Source organism: Helicobacter pylori (genome assembly GCF_009689985.1).
Classification (GTDB): Bacteria; Campylobacterota; Campylobacteria; order Campylobacterales; family Helicobacteraceae; genus Helicobacter; species Helicobacter pylori_CG.
This window is the reverse complement of sequence record NZ_QBAW01000001.1, coordinates 79935-103764: the sequence shown is the minus strand read 5'-3', so window position 1 is coordinate 103764 and position 23830 is coordinate 79935. Positions and strand designations below refer to the sequence as shown.

Annotated in this window: 20 protein-coding genes and 1 pseudogene; 5 read left to right on the top strand and 16 right to left on the bottom strand. The window is 39.1% G+C overall.

What is annotated here, in order from left to right; genetic code table 11:
- The first annotated feature begins 29 nt into the window (after window positions 1–29).
- The 3 genes and pseudogenes from DBU79_RS00490 (at window position 30) to DBU79_RS00480 (ending at window position 4466) form a co-directional block, all read left to right on the top strand.
- Window positions 30–2493 (top strand): annotated as a pseudogene (locus DBU79_RS00490) (type I restriction-modification system subunit M).
- Window positions 2494–2580: 87 nt separating this feature from the next.
- Window positions 2581–3357 (top strand): CAAX protease, encoded by a 777-nt coding sequence (locus DBU79_RS00485; protein ID WP_154411203.1) that lies wholly within the window; start codon window positions 2581–2583, stop codon window positions 3355–3357.
- Window positions 3345–4466, top strand: a complete 1122-nt coding sequence (locus DBU79_RS00480) for a restriction endonuclease subunit S (RefSeq protein ID WP_154411202.1) — start codon at window positions 3345–3347, stop codon at window positions 4464–4466. Before DBU79_RS00485 ends, DBU79_RS00480 begins: the two co-directional genes overlap by 13 nt.
- Before the next feature lie 339 nt (window positions 4467–4805).
- Here the strand turns inward: DBU79_RS00480 and DBU79_RS00475 are convergent, their stop codons facing one another.
- The 7 genes from DBU79_RS00475 to dnaE form a co-directional block, all read right to left on the bottom strand.
- Complete coding sequence (locus DBU79_RS00475; protein ID WP_154411201.1) at window positions 4806–5717, bottom strand: LPP20 family lipoprotein; 912 nt, start codon at window positions 5715–5717, stop codon at window positions 4806–4808.
- 9 nt (window positions 5718–5726) lie between these two features.
- On the bottom strand, window positions 5727–6068 hold the full coding sequence (locus tag DBU79_RS00470) for a hypothetical protein (protein WP_079301340.1): 342 nt from the start codon (window positions 6066–6068) through the stop codon (window positions 5727–5729).
- Window positions 6069–6075: 7 nt separating this feature from the next.
- Window positions 6076–6603, bottom strand: a complete 528-nt coding sequence (locus tag DBU79_RS00465; protein WP_000795968.1) for an LPP20 family lipoprotein — start codon at window positions 6601–6603, stop codon at window positions 6076–6078.
- A 23-nt stretch (window positions 6604–6626) separates the two neighbouring features.
- The gene (lpoB, locus tag DBU79_RS00460; protein ID WP_000243392.1) at window positions 6627–7259 is read right to left on the bottom strand and encodes a penicillin-binding protein activator LpoB; all 633 of its coding nucleotides are present in this window, start codon (window positions 7257–7259) and stop codon (window positions 6627–6629) included.
- 356 nt (window positions 7260–7615) lie between these two features.
- A complete protein-coding gene (locus DBU79_RS00455) occupies window positions 7616–7930 on the bottom strand; it encodes a thioredoxin family protein (protein WP_000895154.1) in 315 nt (104 codons plus the stop codon).
- A gap of 55 nt (window positions 7931–7985) precedes the next feature.
- Window positions 7986–8774 carry a pseudouridine synthase gene (locus DBU79_RS00450; RefSeq protein WP_154411200.1) on the bottom strand — a complete coding sequence of 263 codons (789 nt, stop codon included), beginning with the start codon at window positions 8772–8774 and terminating at the stop codon, window positions 7986–7988.
- On the bottom strand, window positions 8756–12391 hold the full coding sequence (gene dnaE, locus DBU79_RS00445) for a DNA polymerase III subunit alpha (protein WP_154411199.1): 3636 nt from the start codon (window positions 12389–12391) through the stop codon (window positions 8756–8758). Before dnaE ends, DBU79_RS00450 begins: the two co-directional genes overlap by 19 nt.
- A gap of 147 nt (window positions 12392–12538) precedes the next feature.
- Between dnaE and DBU79_RS00440 the strand changes: the two genes are divergently transcribed.
- Entirely contained in the window at window positions 12539–13591 is a 1053-nt protein-coding gene (locus DBU79_RS00440) for a cytochrome-c peroxidase (protein WP_154411198.1), read from the top strand.
- Window positions 13592–13771: 180 nt separating this feature from the next.
- On the opposite strand, the gene DBU79_RS00435 is transcribed toward DBU79_RS00440, so the two are convergent.
- Genes DBU79_RS00435 through DBU79_RS00415 form a run of 5 tightly spaced genes read right to left on the bottom strand, consistent with a single transcriptional unit; the run spans window position 13772 to window position 17776 of the window.
- Window positions 13772–14359, bottom strand: a complete 588-nt coding sequence (locus tag DBU79_RS00435; RefSeq protein WP_001053529.1) for an META domain-containing protein — start codon at window positions 14357–14359, stop codon at window positions 13772–13774.
- 18 nt (window positions 14360–14377) lie between these two features.
- Window positions 14378–15055 (bottom strand): hypothetical protein, encoded by a 678-nt coding sequence (locus DBU79_RS00430; RefSeq protein WP_154411197.1) that lies wholly within the window; start codon window positions 15053–15055, stop codon window positions 14378–14380.
- Between the two features lie 2 nt (window positions 15056–15057).
- Window positions 15058–15873 (bottom strand): MlaD family protein, encoded by an 816-nt coding sequence (locus DBU79_RS00425; protein ID WP_000439509.1) that lies wholly within the window; start codon window positions 15871–15873, stop codon window positions 15058–15060.
- The gene (locus DBU79_RS00420; RefSeq protein WP_000994578.1) at window positions 15858–16643 is read right to left on the bottom strand and encodes an ABC transporter ATP-binding protein; all 786 of its coding nucleotides are present in this window, start codon (window positions 16641–16643) and stop codon (window positions 15858–15860) included. Before DBU79_RS00420 ends, DBU79_RS00425 begins: the two co-directional genes overlap by 16 nt.
- On the bottom strand, window positions 16643–17776 hold the full coding sequence (locus DBU79_RS00415; RefSeq protein WP_154411196.1) for an ABC transporter permease: 1134 nt from the start codon (window positions 17774–17776) through the stop codon (window positions 16643–16645). Before DBU79_RS00415 ends, DBU79_RS00420 begins: the two co-directional genes overlap by 1 nt.
- 133 nt (window positions 17777–17909) lie before the next feature.
- On the opposite strand from DBU79_RS00415, the gene DBU79_RS00410 reads away from it, so the two are divergent.
- Window positions 17910–18605: an outer membrane protein gene (locus DBU79_RS00410; RefSeq protein ID WP_154411195.1), complete on the top strand. Its 696-nt coding sequence runs from the start codon at window positions 17910–17912 to the stop codon at window positions 18603–18605.
- Window positions 18606–18609: 4 nt separating this feature from the next.
- Here DBU79_RS00410 and ilvE read toward each other — a convergent pair whose 3' ends face one another.
- The 4 genes from ilvE to DBU79_RS00390 form a co-directional block, all read right to left on the bottom strand.
- Window positions 18610–19632, bottom strand: coding sequence for a branched-chain-amino-acid transaminase (gene ilvE / locus DBU79_RS00405; protein WP_154411194.1), 1023 nt, complete (start codon window positions 19630–19632; stop codon window positions 18610–18612).
- A 48-nt stretch (window positions 19633–19680) separates the two neighbouring features.
- Window positions 19681–20427 (bottom strand): outer membrane protein, encoded by a 747-nt coding sequence (locus DBU79_RS00400; RefSeq protein ID WP_140608877.1) that lies wholly within the window; start codon window positions 20425–20427, stop codon window positions 19681–19683.
- A gap of 114 nt (window positions 20428–20541) precedes the next feature.
- The gene (gene polA, locus DBU79_RS00395; RefSeq protein WP_154411193.1) at window positions 20542–23223 is read right to left on the bottom strand and encodes a DNA polymerase I; all 2682 of its coding nucleotides are present in this window, start codon (window positions 23221–23223) and stop codon (window positions 20542–20544) included.
- 65 nt (window positions 23224–23288) lie between these two features.
- Complete coding sequence (locus tag DBU79_RS00390) at window positions 23289–23825, bottom strand: restriction endonuclease subunit S (protein WP_229763990.1); 537 nt, start codon at window positions 23823–23825, stop codon at window positions 23289–23291.
- Window positions 23826–23830: the final 5 nt, after the last annotated feature.

Below are 23830 nucleotides of genomic sequence, written 5' to 3'. Positions count from 1 at the left end.
AATCCTAAAAACAAAATAGGGCGATTGAAATGGCGATCAAAAAAAGCGAATTGTATAGCTCTTTATGGGCTGGGGCGGATAGTTTAAGGGGTGGAATGGATGCGAGCGAGTATAAAAACTATGTTTTGAACCTGCTTTTTTTAAAATACATCAGCGATAAGGCCAGAAATGACGCTAAAAACAATACTGATAGCACCATAGAAGTGCCGCAAGGGTGTTTTTATGAAGACATTCTCGCTTTAGAGGGCGATAAGGAAATAGGCGACAAGCTAAATAAAATCATCGCAGAAATCGCAGAGCAAAACGACTTAAAAGGCGTGATTGACAGCGTGGATTTTAACGATAACACTAAGCTTGGAGAGGGCAAAGCGATGGTAGACACCCTTTCTAATTTGGTTAAAATCTTTGCCGATTTGAGTTTGGGCGCACATGGGGCTTTGGACGATGATTTATTGGGCGATGCTTACGAATTATTTAATGCGCCATTTTGCCAGCGAATCCGGTAAATCCAAAGGGCAGTTTTACACCCCTAGCGAAGTTTCGCTTTTATTGTCCCTTTTGCTTGGCATTGATGAAAACACCAAACAAGATAAAAGCATCTATGATCCCACTTGCGGGAGCGGTTCGTTATTGTTAAAAGCTTCTAGCTTGGCCGGTAAAAACGGCTTAACTATCTATGGTCAAGAAAAAGACATTTCCACAACAGCCCTTTGTAAAATGAATATGATTTTACACAATAGCACTGATGCTGATATTGCCAAAGGGGGTTCTAGCACCCTTTCTAACCCCTTTTTTATTAAAAATGGCATGCTGCAAACCTTTGATTATGTCGTGGCTAACCCTCCCTTTAGCTTGAAAAACTGGACTGATGGGCTAAGCATAGACCCTAAAAGCAAGCAAGTCATTAACGATAGTTTCAATCGTTTTGAAGACGGCACGCCCCCTGAAAAAAACGGCGATTTCGCTTTTTTGCTCCATATCATCAAATCCCTAAAAGACACAGGCAAAGGGGCAGTGATTTTACCCCATGGGGTGCTATTTAGAGGGAATGCTGAGGGTGCAATTAGAAAAAATCTTTTAACAAAAGGCTATATTAAAGGCGTGATAGGCCTAGCCCCTAATCTTTTTTATGGCACTTCCATTCCTGCATGCGTGATTGTTTTAGACAAAGAAAACGCGCGCACCAGAAAGGGCGTTTTTATGATAGATGCGAGCAAGGATTTTAAAAAAGACGGCAATAAAAACCGCCTAAGAGAGCAAGATGTCCAAAAAATGATAGACACTTTTAACGCTTTAAAAGAAATCCCTTATTATTCCAAAATGGTAAGCCTAGAAGAAATTAGCACCAACGACTATAACTTGAATATCGCGCGCTACATTGCCGCCAAACAAGAATCAGAAAAAGACTTGTTTGCATTAATTAACAGCCACAAGGCTAGTTATTTGCCCAAAAACGAAATAAAAGCCTACGCCCCTTATTTTCAAGTGTTTAAAGAGCTTAAAAACACGCTTTTTAAAAAAAGCGATAAAGAGGGTTATTACGCTTTAAAAACAGAATGCCAAAACATTAAAGATCTAATCACCCAAAGCTCAGAATTCCAAGCTTTCCACGCTTCTGTTTTAAGCGCTTTTGACCGATTGAATCTGTTTGAAACTTTTGACAATTTAAAGCCAGGTTTTAACCCAAAAACCCTCATAGAGAGCGTTTGTTCAAAGGTTTTAAAAGAATTTGAAAAGGTAGAAATTTTAGACAAATACGGCGTGTATCAGCTCTTTAAAGATTACTACAACGAAGTTTTACAAGACGATTGGTTCCTTCTTTCATTCAATGATTTTTTGAGCGCTAAAGAATTAAGAAAATTAAACCCCCTAAAAGACAAAAACAAAAAAGCCAACTATTTAGAGGAGCCGGATTTTGTCATTCAAAAAACCTACTATAAAAGCGATCTAATCCCTAAAGACTTGATCAAACAACGCTTTTTTGAAAAAGAAGCAAAAGAATTAGAAGAATTAGAAAACGCCTTTAATGAAAAAGAGGCTGATTTTGAAGAATTTATAGAAGAGCATTCTAGTGAAGAAAGGCTTTTTTATGAATTGAAAATCAATGAAAGCGTTTTGAAAAAAGAGCTAAAAAACGCCACCGATTTAGAAGATAAAGAAATCCTAAAAACCGCTTTAGAATTGCTAGAAGCTAAAAACAAGGCGCTAAAAATGAAAAATAAAGCCTACGAGGAGCTGGAATTAAAAGCGTTCCACCAGTATAAAAACTTAAAATTAGATGAAATTAAAGATCTCATCATCCAAGACAAATGGCTTAAGAGCCTAAAAAACGCCCTAGAAAACAAAATTTTAAAACGCATCAACGCTTTTACTAGCGCCCTTAATTCAATCATTTCAAACTACTCTAACAGCTTGTTAGAATTAGACAAAGAAGTCAAAGAGAGCGAATCAAAAGTTTTAGAGCATTTGAAAGATTTGGGGGTTGTAGTTTGACATTAAAAAGTTTGGAGTGCCTTTTGACTAGCGTATCCTTCGCTATGAGACCTCCAAACTAAAAGCGATTATAACACAGGAAATTTAATGGAACTTGAAAATGAAGTTTTTGATCGTATTTTAAAGCATCTAGCCCTAAAAAACCCCCTTGCTTTCAAAAATAAGGGTTTGGATCAATTAAAAAAATCTATTAGCGTGTTACACTATGACTATCTCATAGGTGCCAGTAAGGAGTTAGGTATTATGTTACAAAAATACCCTAATAAAGAAAATGAAATCGATAACCTTTTTGATTTTTTAATGCATTTTTACAACAAACGGGCTAAAACACACCACATGCTTTTTTTATGGACACATTTTTTTGAAACGGCTTTGCGTTCTAAAATGGCGGTTATTTTGGCTCAAAAACACAGCAGCAAGGATATTGACGATTGGTTTTTATCTAAAAAGCTTAGCCATGAGATTGAACACTTAAAAAAAATCCACCATTTAGAAAGCTTAAAAGGATACAATGGCTTTCAAATCTTAAATTTATTCACTCTTGGCGCTTTAAAAACCATTATCAAAATGTATTGGAGCGATTTTAAACCCTTATTTGCAGATTACAAAACATACAACGAGCATGTTTTACCAGCCTATGGCACTTGGGAGCATTTTTTAAAGGCTTTCAGCTTGATACGAAAAGCCAGGAATGACTTATTCCATAACAACCCTTCTAAAATCAAAACAAGCTCGCTAGTTAAAAACATTGAAATCCTGCTATTAAGGCTGGATTTTAACCCTAAAAACGCTTTTGATAACACCCTAAAATTAGAGCGCGCTATCTTTTTTAAGACCATTCAAAAGAACGCATGGACGCATTAATGCTGCCCTTAAATTGGCAAAGAGTAAGGCTTGGGGATATAGGCAAACCATGCATGTGTAAAAGAGTGATGAAGCATCAAACAACACGATATGGTGAAATTCCATTCTACAAAATAGGCACATTTGGCAACACCGCTGATGCCTTTATTTCAAAAAAGCTATTTTTAGAATACAGAACAAAATATTCTTTTCCAAAAAAAGGCGATATTTTAATTTCTGCTTCCGGAACTATTGGGAGAGCAGTCATTTATGACGGAAAACCCGCTTATTTTCAAGACTCAAATATTGTTTGGATTGACAACGATGAAACATTAGTAAAAAATGATTTTTTATTTTATGCTTATTCTAATGTCAAATGGAATACAGAGCATACAACTATCTTAAGACTTTATAATGATAATTTTAGAAATACTTTAATCCCCCTACCCCCTCTAAACGAACAGAGCGCTATCGCTAACATTTTAAGCGGTTTGGATCGTTATCTTTGTGCATTAGACGCTCTCATTCTTAAAAAAGAGAGCGTTAAAAAAGCTTTAAGCTTTGAACTATTGAGCCAAAGAAAACGCTTGAAAGGTTTCAATCAAGCTTGGCAAAGAGTAAGGCTTGGGGATATTGCCAACTATTTAACATCAAATTTAAGTGTAGAACAAATCACGCAACAAGGAAAAATTAAAGTCTATGATGTGAATAATTTCATAGGTTATACAGATACAACTTTCATTAGTGATAAGCCTTATATTTCTATCGTTAAAGATGGAAGTGTAGGCAGAGTAAGGATTTTGCCACCTAAAACAAATGTTTTATCTACTATGGGAGCGTTAATTGCTAATCATAAGACAACAACAGAATTTTTATTTTATTTGTTATCTAATTTTGATTTTAAAAATTTCACAAGCGGTAGCATAATACCGCATATTTATTTCAAAGATTATAAAGAAAAGACTATTTTTTTACCCCCTCTAAACGAACAGAGCGCTATCGCTAACATTTTAAGCGCTTTGGATAATGAGATCGCAAGCCTTAAAAACAAAAAACGCCAATTTGAAAACATCAAAAAAGCTTTAAACCACGATTTAATGAGCACTAAAATTAGGGTTTTAAAAGAATAAAGATTGCATTAAGAGAGGTTCTTTATGCAATCCATGCAAAGCGTAATAGATTGTGAGAGCGCCCAAGTTGTTAAAATTGTTGTAAAATTCGTTTTTATTGATTGTCATTCTTTTTGCTCGCTCGTGTAGGCTCTTAAAAAAGATTTTAGTTTTTGTTAATTTTAGTTTTTAGTGGGTGTGGTTTTAGATGAGTTTGTGGGATAAAGCGTATTGAATGATATTTAGTTTATTTGGCAAGAATAAAAGCCAAAAATCTTTAGAGAGCTATTTTAAAAATGCCACATCCAACAAAACAATAACGCTATAAAACTAAGGCGCAAAGCGGGATTATTACCCTACTTATAGCCCCGTATTGCCCTGTCCTTCTTTATTGGCATAATCTTTCAATTCTTTATAAAGCAAAGATTGCAAGCGCGTGATAGCAAAATTCTTATTCTTTTCATCCACTTCAAGGCTTCTATTCAATACGGGCGTGCCTTGACAATCGCTCGCGCTAACAACCACTCTAATGCGTGTGGTGCCATTAGCGCTGTCTGTGAAAACTTCATTTTTGATTTGATAGAGTTTTTCTTCATCGCTAGGGGTTAGCACTCTAGCATAAGCGCTTATGAGAGCGTTTTTAATCTCTGTATCGCTATTGTTATCAAAAGTGATTTGCACTTTAGGTTTGAAAGCGTTTTGATAATAGATTTTTTCATAATTTTCTAACGAACTCACCGGGACAGAATACGCTTTTAAAATCCTTTCTATAGGCATCGCTTTAGCCAACAAATCCCCCATGCTCTTAGATTGCTGTAAAAAAACCCCTTTACAAACCTTAGGCATTAAGGTGGAAAACTGCCCATAAAGAGCGTTATACTTATCCCTTAAACCCTGCAAAAACAGGTTTTGATTAATCCTTACTCTGGTGTAGTAGATCCCTTTTTGCGCTTCTTGATTGACAATTTCTACATTATCCAATTCCAAGTCATCGGTTTTTAAGTTAATCGTTTGCGAATCACTGGATTTTAACTTGTTATCCACACGACTTTTTTGAATATGGATTTGGGAATTAACCACCACGCTAATAGACGCCACTAAATCCGCTAACGCTTTTTGTTTAGAAGCCTCTTTAGAAGTGGCTGAACCACTCCCATAAAGATAGCCTTTTTGGGTGTTTGTTTTGTTATAGGCCTTGCCATACCACTTAGGTTCTGCGCTTAAATTGGCACCCACAAAAGCCATAAGGCATGCAAGAATAATCTTTTTCATTATTAATCCTTACTCGTTCATTAAAGCGACATGCTTCTTAGTGATTCTTAGAAGCACATAAACTTTATCCGTATCAATAAAAGTGGCCTTTAGCTCACTAGCCTTAATCTCTATTTTATCCCCCTTGAAAGCTTCCATCACTTTCTCTAAGGCGTTTTGTCTGGCTGAGGACAAGCTATAATCCATATCTGAAAGCAATATATCGCTCATCCCACACACTAAAATTTTTTCGTCTTTGGTTTGGGTCTTTTCAATCTGCACTTCTTTTGAGCAATCCCTAGCCCACTTAGGCAAGGACTTCCCCCACGCCACTCCCAACACCAAAACAAGCGCGACAGCAAGGCGTTTCATTAAAACCCTACTTTTTAACCATGCCTAACTCTTCGCGCACTTTATCCACAATTTGCTTATCCAAGCCCACTAAAACAAAAACCCTATCTTTACCGACATAGCGGGCAAGCATTTTAGAAGCGATCAATTCCTTATCCACCAATTGAGAAATTTTTTCAGTATCAGTGCCGCTTATGGACCTTTTACCAGAAGCATCTACCGTTCTGGTTTTTTCATTTTCCAAATCTTTTTGTAAAGTGGATTTTAGATTCGCCGCTAAATTAGCCCTAGCTTTCGCTGTAGCCTGATTCGTAGAATAATCCACATCGTTATTAGTGATCAAATCCTCAGCCCTTCCTAAAAAGACCCCTGAATATTTTTCATACTTCGCCACTTTTTCCAAATCCCCTACAACCCAATCAGGAGCACCTTTAGTCGCTTCTTTGTATGCCTTATTGCTTTTACTGATACCTGATTTTGGGGCATGGCTACAACCTACGATCACCATCGCTGCTATCACACTCATTCCTAAAATTTTTTTAACTTGATTTTTCATCGCTCATCCTTTCAAATATAAATTTAAAACATACGCTTATTGCTAGCGTTTTTCACAATAGGCTTAACATCGCTCCATACCTCTTCACCCGTTTTCCTATTGGTAAGGCTTAGGGTGAAGTCATAGTCCAAGCGCTGCCTAGAACTACTAATAGAGGCTGCGATACTAGATACTTTACCACTTAAAGATAAATCAGCGGCTTTTAAAGTGCCTTTTTCTACAGTGGTGTCTTGATTATACTCTTCGCTCTCTCGTTCTTTTTCGCGCTGTTTCACCATTCTGCTATCGGCTGCAATGCCACTCCCTCCACTCGCCCTTGTAATATTGAACCTCCCATTAGATCGCAACCGCAACTGCCGTGCGATTTCGGTCGTCAAAAGATTCATGTCCAAATTGGGCTGTGTGGTGTCGTTAATCACATCTGAAACTTCAATCAAATGCTTGCCCTTGAGTTGCTCAAAATTAGGGTCGCTAAACATGGAATCTAACATCGCGTTAGCGGTTAGCAATAAATCCGTGCTATTAATGCTTGCAGTCGTATTTTTAGTGGCATCATTCACATTTTGATAAGTTGCCATTTCGCTTGAGCAACCCACCCATAATAAAGCACTCAAAATCACCGAGCTTATAATTTTTAATTTTGTTTTCAATACCATAGTGATAGAAACTCCCTATTCAAAATTTAAAACAGATACATCTGTTTCTAATTCTAAACTTCTAATATAAACACATAGTGTTTTTGCGGATTTTAGCATTTTATGTGTCTTTTTTTTCACATTTTACAAGTTCTAGCCCTACAAATTTCACACTGCGAGCACTAATACCACAAATTCGCTCATTTTTAGCTTAATTAAAGAAACTTTTTTAACAAACATGCTTATTTAAAAACGATAAAAAACGATTTTTTGAGATAAAGAAATAACATAAAAGCTATTTGAAGTTAGCCCCCTATCAAAAAAGGGGCTAAAAAGATTTTGTGAGTTCTTATTTTAACAAGGCTTTTTAACGCCCTTTATAAGAGCGTTTTAATCGCGTCTTCAATCGGTTTTTGAGAGCTAGGTTCTACAAGCCTTTCACCCACTTCTTTGGCGTTTTTGTAAAAAATCAAAGTAGGGATCTTGCGAATGCCTAAACTCTCTTTGAGATCCTGGCTTTCATCAAAAGAAACCTTAAAAAATTCCACCTTGCCTTTGTAAGTTTTGGCTAAATTTTCCATGATCGGCTCAATCTTTCTGCAATCCGGGCACCAGCTCGCCCCCACATTAACCACTACCGCTTGATGAGCGGTTTTTTCTGCGTAATTCTTTCCGTTAATCACTTCTAACATGATAATCCTTATTTTTTATTTCCCCCAACCGCCGAAGTATAGCATAACTCAAGCGCTAATCCCCTTTAACATTAGCCCTATTAGCCATAAACGCATGCAACTCATTGTATTCTTGGCGGTTTAAAAACCGCATTTTCCCTACCGGCAAGGCGTTCAAATTCACAAAACCATAACGAACGCGCCTTAAATCCAACACCCCAGCGTTAAAAAACGCAAAAAAACGCCTTAGTTCTCTGTTTTTCCCCTCATTGATAATAACTCTCAGTTTAGAGTATTTGGCATGGTTTTTGATGATTTCATAACCAATAAAGGGGTCAAATTCCATGCTTTTAATGGGGGTTTTTTGGTGCGCTCCCTTAGTAGCGTTTTCTAATTTCAAGCCCTCTTGCATGGCGTTTTCTATCTCTCTTGTAACAAAACCTTGAATTTTAACAAGATACTCTTTTTCTAAATCCGCATGCATCAAAGCGCTCACCACCGCCTTACTATCGCTTAAGAGTAGCACCCCCTCGCTCGCAAAATCCAAACGCCCCACCGGCGCGAAATGGGCGTATTTTTTCTCCAAGCTTTCATAAATCACGCGCCGTTTTAAGGGATCGGCTTTACTCACTAGTTCGCCCTTTGGCTTGTGATAAACCAGCACGCTGAATTTTTTGTTTTTTAAGGGCTTGATGAGTCGTTTGTCCAAAAACACCTTGTCGTTTTCTTTAACCACGCTAGCGAGTTTGGCATGCTCATGGTTGATTTTCACTCGCCCTTCTAAAACCAATTTTTCAGCTTCTCTTCTAGAGTGCTTGGTATAATGGGCTAAAAACTGGTTGATCCTCAAGCTAAATCCCTCCACTCTAACCCTTTAAAATCGTCCTTAATCTTTTCATTTACCATTAAATCGCTTTGGATTTTGAATTGCTTATCCTTATCTTTGATGATCAAATACAAGGGGCGTTTACCCTGGTGTTTTAGAGCGCTCTCTTTGATCTGTCTTAAAAACTCTTTTTTCACATCGTTTTCTAACACGATCGCTAAAGAGCAAGAACTAGAAGCGAGTATTTCCATGGGAGGGATTTCGCGCACGTCTTCTTTTTGCTTGTCAGGGTCTTTATAGCGGGCTTTAGGGATTTTAACCTCTCTAGCGCTCTCTAAATCCAAGATTTCAAAAAGCCTTAATCGCGCCACTTCTTCTTGCTCTTCAATCTTGCATTTAAACACTAAAGGCTTATTGATATCCAACTCTTCTAAGGCGTTTAATTGCTTTTCAAACAGCATGAGTTCAAACTTGCCGTATCGATCCAAAATGTCCGCTGTGCCATAAGGCTTGCCGCTTCGTTTGCCAATTTTCTTTTTAACTTCCATGATTTTACCCAACAAATAAGCCTGCGAGCCGATTTCTAACTCTTCAATATCAATGCTTTTGACTAAATTTTTAAAGCCCTTAATCTCTTCTTTAAACTCGTCTAAGGGGTTGCCTGAAACATGGATGCCTAAAGTCTCGTATTCGCATTCTAAAAGCGTTTTAGCGTCATGCTCGCCCAAATCAGCCATGTCCAAAATAACCTGCTCTTTAATTCCGCCTTCCATGGCTCCAAAAAGGGAGTTGCCCCCCTGCATCATTTCATTAGCCTTGTCTTTAGCGCGCCCGGCATCACAGATCAAATCCAAGTTAGCGAGCATGGTTTTTCTAGTGTAGCCTAAATTGTCCAAGCTCCCTGATTTCACTAATGGCTCTAAAGATTTTTTAGTGAGTTTAGAAAAATCCACCCGTGAAATAAAATCTTCCAAACTCTTATAATCCCCTTTAGCCCTTTCTTCAATGATGTTTTTAATCGGCTCACCCCCAACCCCTTTGATCGCTCCCAAACCAAACACGATTTTCTTTTCTAACTCACCCTTTTGATTTTTAAATTCCGCCACGCTGAAATCTTGCATAGAAGAATTGATGTGTGGGGGCATCACTTCAATTTCTAAAGCCCTGACCTCATCAATATAGCGCGCCACGGATTCGATCTTATTGGATTCGCTAGTGAGCATCGCTGCCATGAACTCATGCTTGTAATAAGTCTTTAAATACGCCGTTTGGAAAGTGATCATCGCATAAGCGGCGGAATGCGATTTGTTGAAACCATAGCCGGCAAATTTAACGATCAAATCCCACAAATTAGCCGCTTTTTGGCCATCATGCCCCAAATTTTTAGCGCCTTCTACAAACTTCGCCTTATTGTCCGCCATGATTTGAGCGTCTTTTTTCCCCATAGCACGGCGGATCAAATCCGCTTCGCCCAAACTAAAACCGCCGATAGTTTGCACGATTTGCATTACCTGCTCTTGATAGACGATCGTGCCGTAAGTGGGCTTTAAAATCGGCTCTAATTCTTTAAACGCATAAGCGATAGGCTCAACGCCGTGCTTTCTATTCACAAAATCATCTACCATGCCTGATTCCATAGGCCCCGGTCTGCCTAGTGCGATAATGGCGATAATGTCTTCAAAGCTTGAAGGCCTTAAGCGCTTGTTAAGCCCTTGAAACATCCCGGATTCAATTTGGAAGATCCCCACCGTATCCCCGCTTTGGATCGTTTTATACACTTTCGGATCGTCCATATCCAACGATAAAAAATCCACATCAATGTTATGCTGCGTTTTAATGATTTTAAGCGCATCATCAATCACGGTCAAGGTTTTAAGCCCCAAGAAGTCAAACTTAATCAAATCCACCGGCTCTAAATACTTCATGGAATATTGCGTAACGATACCGCCGGTTTTTTCAGAAGCAAATAAAGGGGTTTTGTGCCACAACTCTTTTTGGCTATCCACCACTAAGGCTGCGGCATGCACGCCTGCGTTACGATTCAAATTCTCTAAATTGAGCGAATACTCCCACACTTGTCTGGCTACTTCATTGCTTTCTACTAATTCCTTGATTTTAGGCTCTAATTCCCACGCCCCCTCTATGAACTCGCCATTTTTTTCATAGCCCTTAAGCGTGATGCCTAAGCGATTAGGGATGAGTTTGGCAAAATCATCCGCCTCCTTATAAGGCATGTCCAACACCCTTGCGACATCTCTGATCACGCCTTTAGCCAACATCTTATTAAAGGTGATGACTTGAGCCACATTGTATTTGCCGTATTTTTCAATCATGTATTCTATGATTTCCTTACGCCGGCGCTGGCAAAAATCCGTATCAATATCAGGCATGCTGATTCTTTCAGGGTTTAAAAACCTTTCAAAGAGCAAATCGTATTTCAAAGGGTCAATATCGGTGATTTTTAAGGCAAAAGCCACCAAACTCCCGGCCGCACTCCCCCTACCAGGCCCCACAGGAATACCCATTTCTTTAGCGTAACGGATAAAATCCCACACGATCAGCATATACCCTGGGAATTTCATGTTCGTAATGACTCCAATTTCTTTTTCTAGCCGCTCTTTGTATTGATCATGCTTTTCTTTTGGCACTAAGATTAAGCGCTCTTTCAAGCCCTCTCTAGCCTTATAGGCGAAATAAGAAGCGTCATCTTCAAAATCCAGCCCCTCTTTTTTGGCGTAAGCTTTGGTGAATTTGAAGCTTGGGGGGGTTGGAGGGTTCTTTTTATCGTCTTTTAAATCAATCTCTAAAACGCATTTATCAGCGATTTCTTGGGTGTTTTCTAAAGCTTCTGGAATGTCTGCAAACAGCTTTGCCATTTCTTCAGGGGATTTAATGTAAAACTCATGCACAGAGTGTTTCAAGCGCCCCTTATCGTTTAGGGTTTTACCCATCGCTACGCACATCGCTACTTCTTGAGCCTTAGCGTCATTGGGCATGGTGTAGTGGGTGTCGTTTGTGGCAATGATTTTTAACCCTATTTCTAAAGACATTTTAATGACTTGCTCATCAATGAATCGCTGATCCAAAATGCCATGGCGCATGATTTCTAAATAAAAATCGTCTTCAAAAATCTCTTGGTATTCGCAAGCGATTCTTTTGGCTTCATCATAGCCTTTAGCCCCATACTTGCGGTTTCTCTCATTATGAGTATTCAAGTGGTAATTAACTTCCCCTTGCAAGCATGCGCTAGAAGCGATAATGCCTTTAGAATGCTCCCTTAAAAGCTTTTTATTGATGCGCGGGAAGTAATAAAACCCCTCTAAATACGCCATAGAGCTTAAGAACATCAAATTTTCATAGCCCTCTTGGTTTTTAGCGAACAGGCACAAATGGAAACGCTGCTTGGTTTCTTTGCTAGAGAGGTTGTCATCATTATGGATATACGCTTCCATGCCGATGATAGGCTTAATGCCTTCTTTTTTCATGCTCGTATAAAAATCAATCGCTCCAAACATGTTCCCATGGTCGGTTACGCTCACGCTTTTCATGCCCAATTCTTTGATGCGTTTGGCTAGAATTTTAATCTTGTTCGCCCCGTCTAAAAGCGAATATTCTGTGTGCAAGTGCAAATGCGTGAAGGCTTTATTCTCTTTCATTGTATAACCCCTATTTGGATTTAACGCCATTATACCTACCGCTCTTTAAAAAACTCTTTATCAGATCATTTAATGGTAAATTATTTTAAAATGGTGGTTATAATAAGAAAGTTTTTCTTATTTTTAATGCTATTTTAGGAGTTCATCATGAAAAAATCCATTTTGTTGGGCGTTTGTCTGGCTTTTTCTTGCGCTCATGCCTTGAACGATTTAGAATTGATTAAAAAAGCGAGGGAAAGCCAATTAGAACCCATGCCTATGGGCAAAGCGCTCAAAGAATACCAAATCAAAAAAACCAGAGATGTGGGTATTGGCACCAAAAACAGCGAAATCATGACCCCCGCTCAAGTGGAATTAGGCAAAATGCTCTATTTTGATCCTAGGATTTCCACTTCCTATCTCGTGTCTTGCAACACATGCCATAATCTGGGCTTAGGTGGGGTGGATTTAGTCCCAAGCGCCATAGGCTCTCAATGGAAGAAAAACCCCCACCTTTTAAGCTCCCCAACGGTGTATAATTCTGTGTTTAACGATGTGCAGTTTTGGGATGGTAGGGTTACGCATTTAAACGAACAAGCGCAAGGGCCGATCCAATCTTCTTTTGAAATGGGGGCTGATCCTAAAGTGGTGGTAGAAAAAATCAATTCCATGCCAGGCTATGTCAAGCTCTTTAGAAAAGCCTATGGCTCTAAAGTCAAAATTGATTTTAAATTGATCGCTGATAGTATCGCTATGTTTGAAGCCACGCTTATTACCCCAAGCCGTTACGATGATTTTTTAAGGGGCAATCCTAAAGCGCTCAGTAAAGCCGAAAAAGAGGGGCTGGATTTATTCATTTCTAAAGGCTGTGTGGCTTGCCATAACGGCATCAATCTTGGGGGAACGATGCAGCCTTTTGGGGTGGTCAAACCTTATAAATTCGCTAATGTGGGCGATTTCAAAGGCGATAAAAACGGGCTTGTGAAAGTGCCTACTTTAAGGAATATCACCGAAACGATGCCTTATTTCCATAACGGGCAGTTTTGGGATGTTAAAGATGCGATTAAAGAAATGGGATCTATCCAGTTAGGCATTGAAATCAGCGATGCAGAAGCGAAAAAAATTGAAATTTTCTTTGGAGCCTTAAAGGGTAAAAAACCTAAAATACTCTATCCAGAACTCCCTATAATGACGGACAAAACCCCTAAACCCTCTTTTTGATTTTAAAAAGTCCTTTTAAGGGGCTTTGGCGCTAAATCTAAAAAATACTCAAAGTGTCTTTTGCGATCAATAATACAAAAGCTTGCGAAAAGCCAAGAGATAATCTCTTAAAAAACGCTTAAAAATTTCTTTTTAACCCCTAATTTAGTGGTTTTAGATTGTTTGAAACCAACAACCCACTCAAGGCGTTTTCAAATAAATTTTCATTTTTTGGTTGTCTAAAATGAGCGTGTCCTTACCCTTAGTTACCGTAAAATTACCCTTAAAATTCTCCATAAATTCCAATTCAAACGCCATTAAATGCTCATCTTTACACACTTTTCTTGAAATCCCGCTGTCTTCAATCCCAATGTGCCTATCGCCCTGCCATACATAGCTGGCAAAATACCGGTTGCAATAGCCTTTCCCATAAATACGATTTTCTTTTTGATCAAACACAAACTCTCCCATAGAGCTTTTGGGCTTTGGTTTCTTTTTAAAAAGCTCATACCAGCGTTTTCTTTTTTCTTTTTGTTCTTGCTCTTTGGCTTCAATCGCTGTTTTATCTTCAGGCAAAGCGGTATTTAGAGAGGAATCTTGCTCTTCTTCATGCTCTCTAAAAGCGCTATCAGCGAGCATGGTTTCAATGTCATAGACTTGATGGTTCATTTCTACTTTTTGGATATGCCAATCGTTGCTAGAAAGTTTTTTATCAAACATTTTTAAAAAAAAACACCCCGAAAAGACACAAGCCGTTAAAACGCTTGCTCCAGCCAATCGTAAATTCAAACAATTCCTCCTTATGTTTTATTTTTTTAACGGGCTTACGCTTTGCGCTTCAATGGCTTTTTTAATCAAAGAAACCGCTTCTTGCATCGCTTGCGTGCTGACATGTTGGAGGGATTGTATCGCGCTTTCTTGAAAATCTTGATTGCCATTTTTACTCGTTTTGGTCGTTTTATTTTCCAAGCTAGAAATATTTTCATGCTTAATGATCACTCCAGAATACGAATCGCCTTTCACGCTAATGTCATAGCCTAGCGCGAATTCCGCCCTATAGGTAGAATTTTCTTTTTCTAAAAGAGAAAACGATAAAATCGTAAAACGAACCGCATAAGTGGGCACGCCCGCGCCATAAGGAGGCAAAGCCACGCCTAAGCATGCTTTTTGCGCTTCTTGCATGAACATGGTTTTTAACATGTTGCGAGGCAAGTCTATCCATTTTTGGTGCTTCCCATGCGTGATCTGCCCGTCTTTGGCTTTAAACACGATCTCTTTAGTGTTGAATAAATCCGCGCTCAAAATGCTAATGAGCCTCACTTCAGCCAGAGGTTTAGGGCATTGCATGATTTCAAAAGAACTCGCATTCAAATCATAAGTTCTGATCTCTGGTAGCATTTGTTTTAAATTGATGCTCAAGCAACCCTGAAGCAATAAGGCTAATGCTGATGAGAGTGAAAAGATTTTTATCGCCGTAGCTCTCATGATTATTTCCTTTCTCCAAAAATCGTTTTATAGGGGTTAGCGTCAAATTTATCTATCAAAGCAGAGCCTTTTTCCACAAAATTATCAATGTTTCTCAAGCTCAACTGCGCTTGCATGATTAAGGGAGTGAACATCGCTTTAAAGTCGTATTGCCCCTGCTTGACGCGTTTATCCACATCTAAAGCCACGTTATTGACATTAGAAACAAGGTTGTTAGCGTTGCTGATTAGTGAATCAAATTGAGTCTTTCTTGAATCCAAATTAGCGATGAGATCATCCACTGAAGCGAGAATGTGCTTGAATTTTTCCACATTTTCATCGTCTAAAATCCTATTCACATTCCTGATCGCTTTCATCACTTCTTGCACCACTTGATTAGCATCACCGCTCAAGCGATCCATAAGCCCTTCTTTAAAGATTAAAATCCGCTCCCCTTTATCGCCACTACCATAAAATTCTTCATTGTGGCTTTGCTCTAAGGCTAAAAATTTTAACCCCATAAACCCTCTAGAAGAAACCGCCACTTTGGAGTCTTTACGGATCTTAACGCTGGATTTAATCATCAAATCCAAACGGACCACCCCCACTTTATCCTTTGCAAAACCCACTTTGATGACATTACCCACTTGAATCCCTTTGTAATTAATGGGCGAGTTGGTCGCAATGCCTCCCAAGTCTTTGTCCGTATAGACCACATATTCATAATATTTTCCGTCATCTAAGCCCAAATGGCCTAGCCATAAAATAAAGCCTACCATGCACACTAAGCATAAAAAGAAAAGCCCGCCGATTAAAGTGTAATTCACATGCCTTTCCAAAATTTCTCTCCTCGTGTTGAATTGAATAAATTGCCTTCATCTAGCCCTTGAGTTTGAGCTTTTTTAATAAAATCTTTTAAATCCCCATTAAATTCTAATAGCCCGTCTTTGAGCATGATGAATCGATCCACGCAATCATGCACGGAGTCTAAATCATGCGTGATCATCACCACCGTAAGCTGTAAGCTCTCTTTGAGCGTCATGATCAGTTCATCAAATTTGCCCGCGCTATAAGGATCTAGCCCGCTTGTTGGCTCATCTAAAAATAAGATTTCCGGGTTAGTCGCCATAGCCCTAGCTATACCCACGCGCTTTTTCATCCCCCCACTCAATTCATAGGGGTAAAGGTGGTAAGCCCTAGGGGGCAAACCCACTTTTTCAATCCACATTTTAGAAATTTCTTCAACAATTTTTTTAGAATAAGCGCCGTATTGCTCTAGCATCACGCCCACATTTTCTAAAACGGTTAGAGAGCTATAGAGTGCACCAAACTGGAAGCAAATGCCGCAGCGGTTAAAAATCTTTTGCTGCTCTGCTTCTTTGAGTTTCCATATATCTTCCCCAAAAAGCAACACTTCCCCTTTTGTAGGGCGATTGAGCAAGATCATGCACCTTAAAAGCGTGCTTTTACCGCTCCCTGAACCCCCTAAAATCGCCATCACTTCGCCCTTATGCACGCTAAAACTCACGCCCCTATGAATAATGGTGCTTCCAAAAGCGCTATGGAGGTCCTTCACTTCAATTAAGACTTGATTGTTAGTAGCGTTCATTATATGTTCAACTTAGAAAAGATAATAGAAAAAATAGCGTCTAAGAAAATGATCCAAAACAACGCATTCACGACGCTAATAGTGGTCAAGCGCCCAATGCTCTCAGTATCCCCCTTGACTTCAAACCCGCGCATGCACCCCACCATCGCAATCGCAAAGCCCCAAAAAGGGGCTTTGACAATCCCTACTAAAAAATGATTCCAGCCCACTGTGTCATGAAATCTGTCTATATAGCTTGGGAAGCCTAAATCCAATTGGTATTTAATCGCAAACATGCCCCCAAGAATGGCGAACGAATCGGCAATAAACACCAATAAAGGCAAAACAATCACTAAGGCTAACACCCTAGGTAATACTAAAAATTCAAAAGGGTTAAAGCCCATGGTTTTCATCGCATCTAATTCCTCAGTGATCTTCATCACCCCAATTTGTGCGGTAAAACTGCTCGCGCTCCTCCCGGCCACCACGAGGGTTAAAATAAAAGGGCCGATTTCTCTTAAAGCGAGTTTAGCCGTCATTTCAACCGACATTAAAGGCGCACCCATGTCTTGTAGTTGTAAAGCCCCTTGTAAAGCAACGGCAAACCCCACGATAAACACCGTTAAAATACTCACTGGCAAAACCTTAAACCCGGATTCATTGATATGATAGAGCAAAGGAGTGATGCAAAAGCGTTTGGGGTTGAAAACGCTTTTAATGAAGTAAAATAAAATCATGCCGCAAAAATTGAATGCGTTTAAAAAGGTGTTATAAGTCTCTACGATACTCTTACCCAATTTAGTGATCATGAGTTCGTATTTTTTGCCCGCTTTTTTAGATTCTAAATCCTCTTCTTTTTCAAGCCAGTCTTTAACCACTTTCAAAGCGCATGCGTTATTCTCGCTCACATTGCACAATTCAATGTTTAAAGAACGCTCCTTAACTAAATCAAATAAAAACATGCCAAAAACAAAATCCACTTTTTGGCACCCTGAAAAATCTATTTTTAAAGACCCTTGATGATCTAATAAATTTTTTTTCAACTCATCTAAACGAAACACGCTCGTTTTAAAATCCCAATCTCCTCTTAAAATCAGCACAGAGTTCGCCCCATCTTTACGCATCTCTAAAAATTTTTGTTTCTCTGTCTTCATTAAAATATATTCTCTCTTAGATTAGGTAAAATCTATTAACAAAATTTTGTTTGTTAAAACGGCTATTTTAACACAATGATAAAACAAAAGGTTAAACAACACTCTGTTTAATAAAGGATTAATCATTTTTAAAATGTTTAAAAAAATCATTTTTTTTGGCGTTTTTTTAATGGGGGGATTTGTTATTCCGCCCCTTGAAGCCATGCCTATCTTGCATAATAAAACCCCTAAAAAAAGTTACCAAGAAGCCCATGAAAAGCTCTATAGAAGCATCATTAACCGCCAAAAGCTCACACGCAAAAAAAGCGGGTGGTATTTTTTAGGAGGGTTTGGCGCTGTAGAGGCCATTAAAGACTATCAAGGCAAGGAAATGAAAGATTGGATCGCCACGCTCAATTTAAAAACCGGCGTGCAAAGTTTTTTTAAAAAATACATCGGGATTAGGGGGGTTTTTGCATGGGATCTTGGGTCAGGAAAAGTGAATTACCAAAGCCATAAAGATCCTACCAACTCTTTTTTTACCATGCTTGCGGTGGGTTTGGATGTGATTATGGAATTCCCTTTAGGGAGTTATAAGCATTATTTGGGGGCGTTCGGAGGAGCTAGGGGGGCTTTAGTCGTTTATACAGACAAACAAAATTTCAAGTTTTTTAAACATTCGGTGGTTTCAGGGGGCTTGGCGATTAATGGGGGGGTTATGCTCACGCTTTTTTTAAGACACCGCATTGAATTAGGGTTTAAAATCTTACCCACCGCCAGATTGCTTTCTAGCTCCAGACGCTTTGAGACTTCGCCCTTATTTTATGCGGCATACAGCTATAAATTTTAACCTTTTAGCCAACTTCAAAAATCCAATCTTTAGGGGCTTCTTGTTCGCCTTGCTGGATGGATAAAAGCAAATCATAGAGTTGTTTAGTAATATGGCCCGGCGCTTCAAAAAAATAAGACTTGTTGTTGTGCGTGATTTCTTTAATGGGCGTAATGATTGCGGCTGTCCCGCACGCTCCAGCTTCTTTAAACGCACCCAACTCATCCATTAAGATTTCCCTCTCTTCTACTTTGAGATTCAAATATTCTTTAGCCAAAACCATCAAGCTTTTTCTGGTAACGCTTGGTAGAATGCTTGGCGAATGTGGGGTGATAAAGGCGTTATCATGCGTGATGCCAAAAAAATTCGCCGCTCCCACTTCTTCAATCTTAGTGTGCGTGGTGGGGTCTAAATAAATGCAATCATCATAGCCTTGCTCTGTGGCCATTTTGTGGGCTAACAGGCTTGCAGCATAATTCCCCCCCACTTTCACCCCACCGGTGCCTTTAGGCGCGGCTCTATCAAACGCCGTGGTGATAAACCTAGCCCCCCCTTTTTCTATGCCTCCTTTAAAATACGCTCCCACCGGCGCGCAAAACACGATAAAAAGGTATTCACTGGCCGGCTTTACCCCCAAATTATCCCCCACGCCTATGACAAAAGGGCGCAAATACAAACTCGCCCCGCTTTTGTAAGGAGCGAGCCATTTTTGATTCGCTTTGACTACTTCAGCGCATGCCCTTAAAAACAGCTCTTCGCTCACTTTGGGCATGAGCAGCCTTTCGCATGAAGTTTGCAAGCGTTTGGCGTTTTCTAAAGGGCGAAAGAGTAAAGCTTTCCCCTTTTGAGAGCGGTAAGCCTTCAAGCCTTCAAAACAAGCCTGCCCATAGTGTAGGACCGGCGAGCCTTCGCTGAGTTGTAACACATTTTCGCTAACCAATCCGCCATGCGACCAAGAGCCGTTTTTATAAGTGGCGATGAAGCGAAAATCCGTTTTAATGTAGCTAAAGCCTAAATTTTTCCAGTCTAAATTCTCTAAATCTGCCATTTCACACCTTTAAAGGATAGTTTAGGTGTGATTGTATCTAAAAAGGGGTTAAAAATCCCTCAAGTAACTGATTTGAAACGCATAAACTCTACGCACATCAGCCTGTAAGGTGTATCCCTTTTCGTTGGTGATGGAGAAAAGCCGGTGCGTGATCGTAGGCACTTTAATCCCTAATTCCAAGCTATTGTGTTTAGCGATATGGGTGCGGATCCCAAATTTCCATAAAAACTGGAAATTAGCCGGGCTGTAACTGGAATTGCTGTGGTGTTTTACATAATTAGCGATCTCTTTACTGATGCTCGTTGCCCAACTATCCCCGGCTAATTGGATCCCCACCACAAAACCAAAAACCATGTTTTCTTTATTCACAAAATTCCACAGCGTATCCAACCCCACGCCATAAGTGAATAAATTGACATAATATTGCCCTTGATAGGAATCCCTTTCGGTTAAAGTCGTCCCTCCAAAACTAAAACTATTGTAAATAAACCCGCTCTCGCCCACCGGGATACCCTTTTTCATCACGCCAAAGCGGTTGTGCGCGTAGTCAAAAAACCCATAATAACGCATGCCAAACCATTTTTTCTTACCAAAAAATTGCTTATAGCCCACTTCAAAACCCGCTCCTGCGTAAGGCGGGAACTTTATCAAAGGCTTTTGCAAGCCGTTGTCATTCACCATTTTAGTCTGATTTTGTATCATGCTCACCTGGTAATTGACTCCCACAAAAGCCGCGCTCTCTTCAGCGCTCGCTAAAACACCCAAAGCCCCTAACAATATAATTCTTTTCAGCATTCAGTCTTTTCCCTTTATTTTTTGATAACCACTTTATATTATATTAGCTTAACATGGTTAAGTATTACTTATAAAGAAATAATAATATATTTTTTCTTAAACTCAATTAAAAAACTAACCTTTTAGTTCATTCCAACGATTCGCCACAAACGCGCTCGTTTCTAGCGGCACCCTCAAAGGATACACTTCATCATTAAGAATGCGTTGGATTTCTTGCTGCAACTCTGGGGCGTTTTTTTCTTCAATCTCAAAAATCAATTCGTCATGCACTTGCAAAAGCAGCCTCACCGAAGGGTTATTTTTAAAACGCTCGCTCACTTTGAGCATGCCTAATTTCAATAAATCACTCGCGCTCCCTTGAAAAATCGCATTCACACCCTCTCGCAAATAATTGCCCTTAACATAGTCATTTGCGCCGGTAAAATCAAACACCCGATAACGCCCAAGCAAAGTAAAAGCCTTAGAAGTTTTTAAAATCTCTTCTTTCATGCGGTTTAAATAATCTTTAATGCTAGGGAATCGTTTGAAATACGCTTCTATGTAGCTTTTAGCCTCATTTAAAGGGATGTTTAAAGTTTCGCTCAATTTCTTACTCCCCATGCCATACACCAACCCAAAATTAATGCTTTTAGCGATGGATCGTTTTTCTTTGGCTAGATCTCCACCAAACAACGCCTTAGAAGTTTCTAAATGGATGTCTCGCCCCTTTAAAAACGCATCCATTAAATCCTTATCCTGGCTAAAATGGGCTAGTAAGCGCAATTCAATCTGCGAATAATCCACCCCTAGCAAACAATATTCTTTAGAGCTAGCAATAAAACCTTTACGAATGAGTAAGCCTTTAGGCGATCGCACCGGGATATTTTGCAAATTAGGCGAATGCGAGCTTAAACGCCCGGTAGCTGTGCCGGTTTGGATGAAAGTGGTATGGATCTTATCGTCTTTGTCTTTTAGGCGCAATAAGGGGGTGGTATAAGTGTTAAAAAGCTTATTCAGTTCTCTGTATTCTAAAATCAAAGCGATGCTTGGGTGCTTGTCTAGGATTTTTAACAAGCTTTTTTCATCGGTAGAGTGGCTTTTATTTTTAGGAAGCTCTAATTTTTCATACAAAATCTCGCTGAGTTGTTTGGGGGAGTTGAGGTTAAAATCCACGCCAATTAGATCCAAAATTTGGCGCTCTAAAACATGCAATTCATTCTTAAACTCCTGCTCTAATCGCTTGAAATAAGGCGCATCAATCTTAAAGCCTTGAAATTCCATGCCCATTAAAACTTTCACAAACGGCGTTTCAACTTCTCTAGCCAAAGCAAGCAAACCCTCTTCTAGCCCCCCTTTTTCAAAATACTCGCACAAACGCTTTAAAGCGTTTAATTCCATATCCAATTGCTCTAATTTTTCCGCCTTACTTTTTGTCTTAAAATCTTTGATTTTTTCATGCGGAATCCATTCTTCTTTTAAATATTGCTTTAAAACTTCATCAAACCCCACTTTTTCCGGATTTTTTAAAAACGCTAAAATTTGAGTGTCTTGGATGCGAATGTTTTCTAAAGACACCTGGTATTTGGCTTTTAAAAAGCTTAATAAGGGTTTTAAATCATGCCCAATGATGCACGCATGCTGTAACATTTTAAAAAAAGCGTTTTGCAAAAACTCTAAAGAAAATGGCGAAAATAACGCCTCTTCTAAAGGTAAAAAATAGCCTTGATCTTCATATAAAAACGCTAGGGCTAGAACTTTTTTTTCTTTATCTAGCACCAAACGCATAAAAATCCTTGCATTAGTTTTTTTTAATCTTTCTAAAAACGCGCTCAAAGGCGCGGTGTTTTCTAAAACGATCATGCGTGATTTTTTAGGGGCGTTGTCTGATGCGGGCGTGTTGTCTGATAGGGGTGCGTTGTCTAAAATTAAAGGCGTAGGGGAATTTTCTAAATCCCTTAAAGTAGAAATAAAACCATATTCTTTCAATTCATCTTTGATTTTCAATAAAGGGTTTTCGCTAGGAAAAGCGCAACTTAAAAAATCAAATTCTTTAATGCATCCTCTTTCTAAAGTGGCTAACTCTTTGCTTAAAAACGCGCTTCCTTTGTCTTGTATAAGGGCTTGATACATTTTAGGGCTGAGTAAATTTTTCGCCAAGTCTAAATTTTCATAGATTTTTTCCAAACTCCCTAATCGCTGCAACAATTCCTTAGCGTTCTTGCTCCCAATGCCTTTAACCCCCTTGTAATTATCGCTACTATCCCCCACAATGCCCTGATAATCCGTGAATTGACTCGGCAAAATCCCGTATTTTTCCACGCAATCTTTCGCCAAAAACTCCGTTTTGCCATCAAAAAGCGCGATTTTATCGCTCAAAAGCTGGTTAAAATCCTTATCTTTAGAATAAATGCGGGTTTTATAAGGGCTTAGCGTAGCCAGGCTTGCGATGACATCATCCGCTTCAAACCCGCTCACCTCCACGCAAACAAAACCCATTTTTTGCAACCATTCTAAGGCGATAGGGATTTGTAAAAGCATCTCTTTAGGGGCGTCTTTACGATTTTGTTTGTATTCGCCTAACTTTTCAGCCCTTTTAGTTTTAGTCTGGCTTTCTAGAGCGAACACGATAAAAGGCATGTTTTTTCTATCTTTATAAAATTTTTTAACCATGCCCACAAGCCCCGTTAAAAGCCCTGTAGGAAAGCCCTTATCATTGGTTAAAGGCTTATTTTTAGTGCTCATGTAATAGCTTCTAAACAAATACGCAAAAGTGTCAATTAACGCTAAAGTCCCCTCTTTAATGACTGGCTCTTCCATGCATCAACCCTCTTCAATCAAGCAAATTTTAAGTTTATTGTAACACAAGCTTGACCTCATCCATTTCAAAATAACGAGTCTTTTTGGGTTGGCGTTTCTTGGCTGATGGCTTCTTTTGTGGCCTGTATTTTAGCGCTGCTGTATTGGACCACGCCTTGAATGGTTTGTTTCATTAGAGCGTTTATAAGGGTGCACATGAAATTGAAATCTATTTTGCCATGTTGGTTGGTGGGGAGTGAAATATTTTGATTTTCTATTATGCTAACACTAAAACTCGCACTCCCCCATGAAAAATTTCTAAAAGCCTTTGTTAAACTTGTGATAAAAAATAAAGCATTTATCTTATTAAAATTAGGATTTTTGCATCGTAGAATTTTGATTTTATCCCCTGTGAAATAAGGCTTTTCTTGATAAAACATTGTAGCAGTGTCTTGCCCAAAAGATATAGTGTTTCCCGCATTTAAAAAATTTGTATTTTCTTTTAAATAACCCCTTATGCCATTATTTATGCTTGTGCGCACAACATAAGGGTAAGTATCTTTAGTTTTGCTAGCGTAAATATTAACCTTATTAGCATCAAAGCGTTTTTTATATGGCAACACTTCAA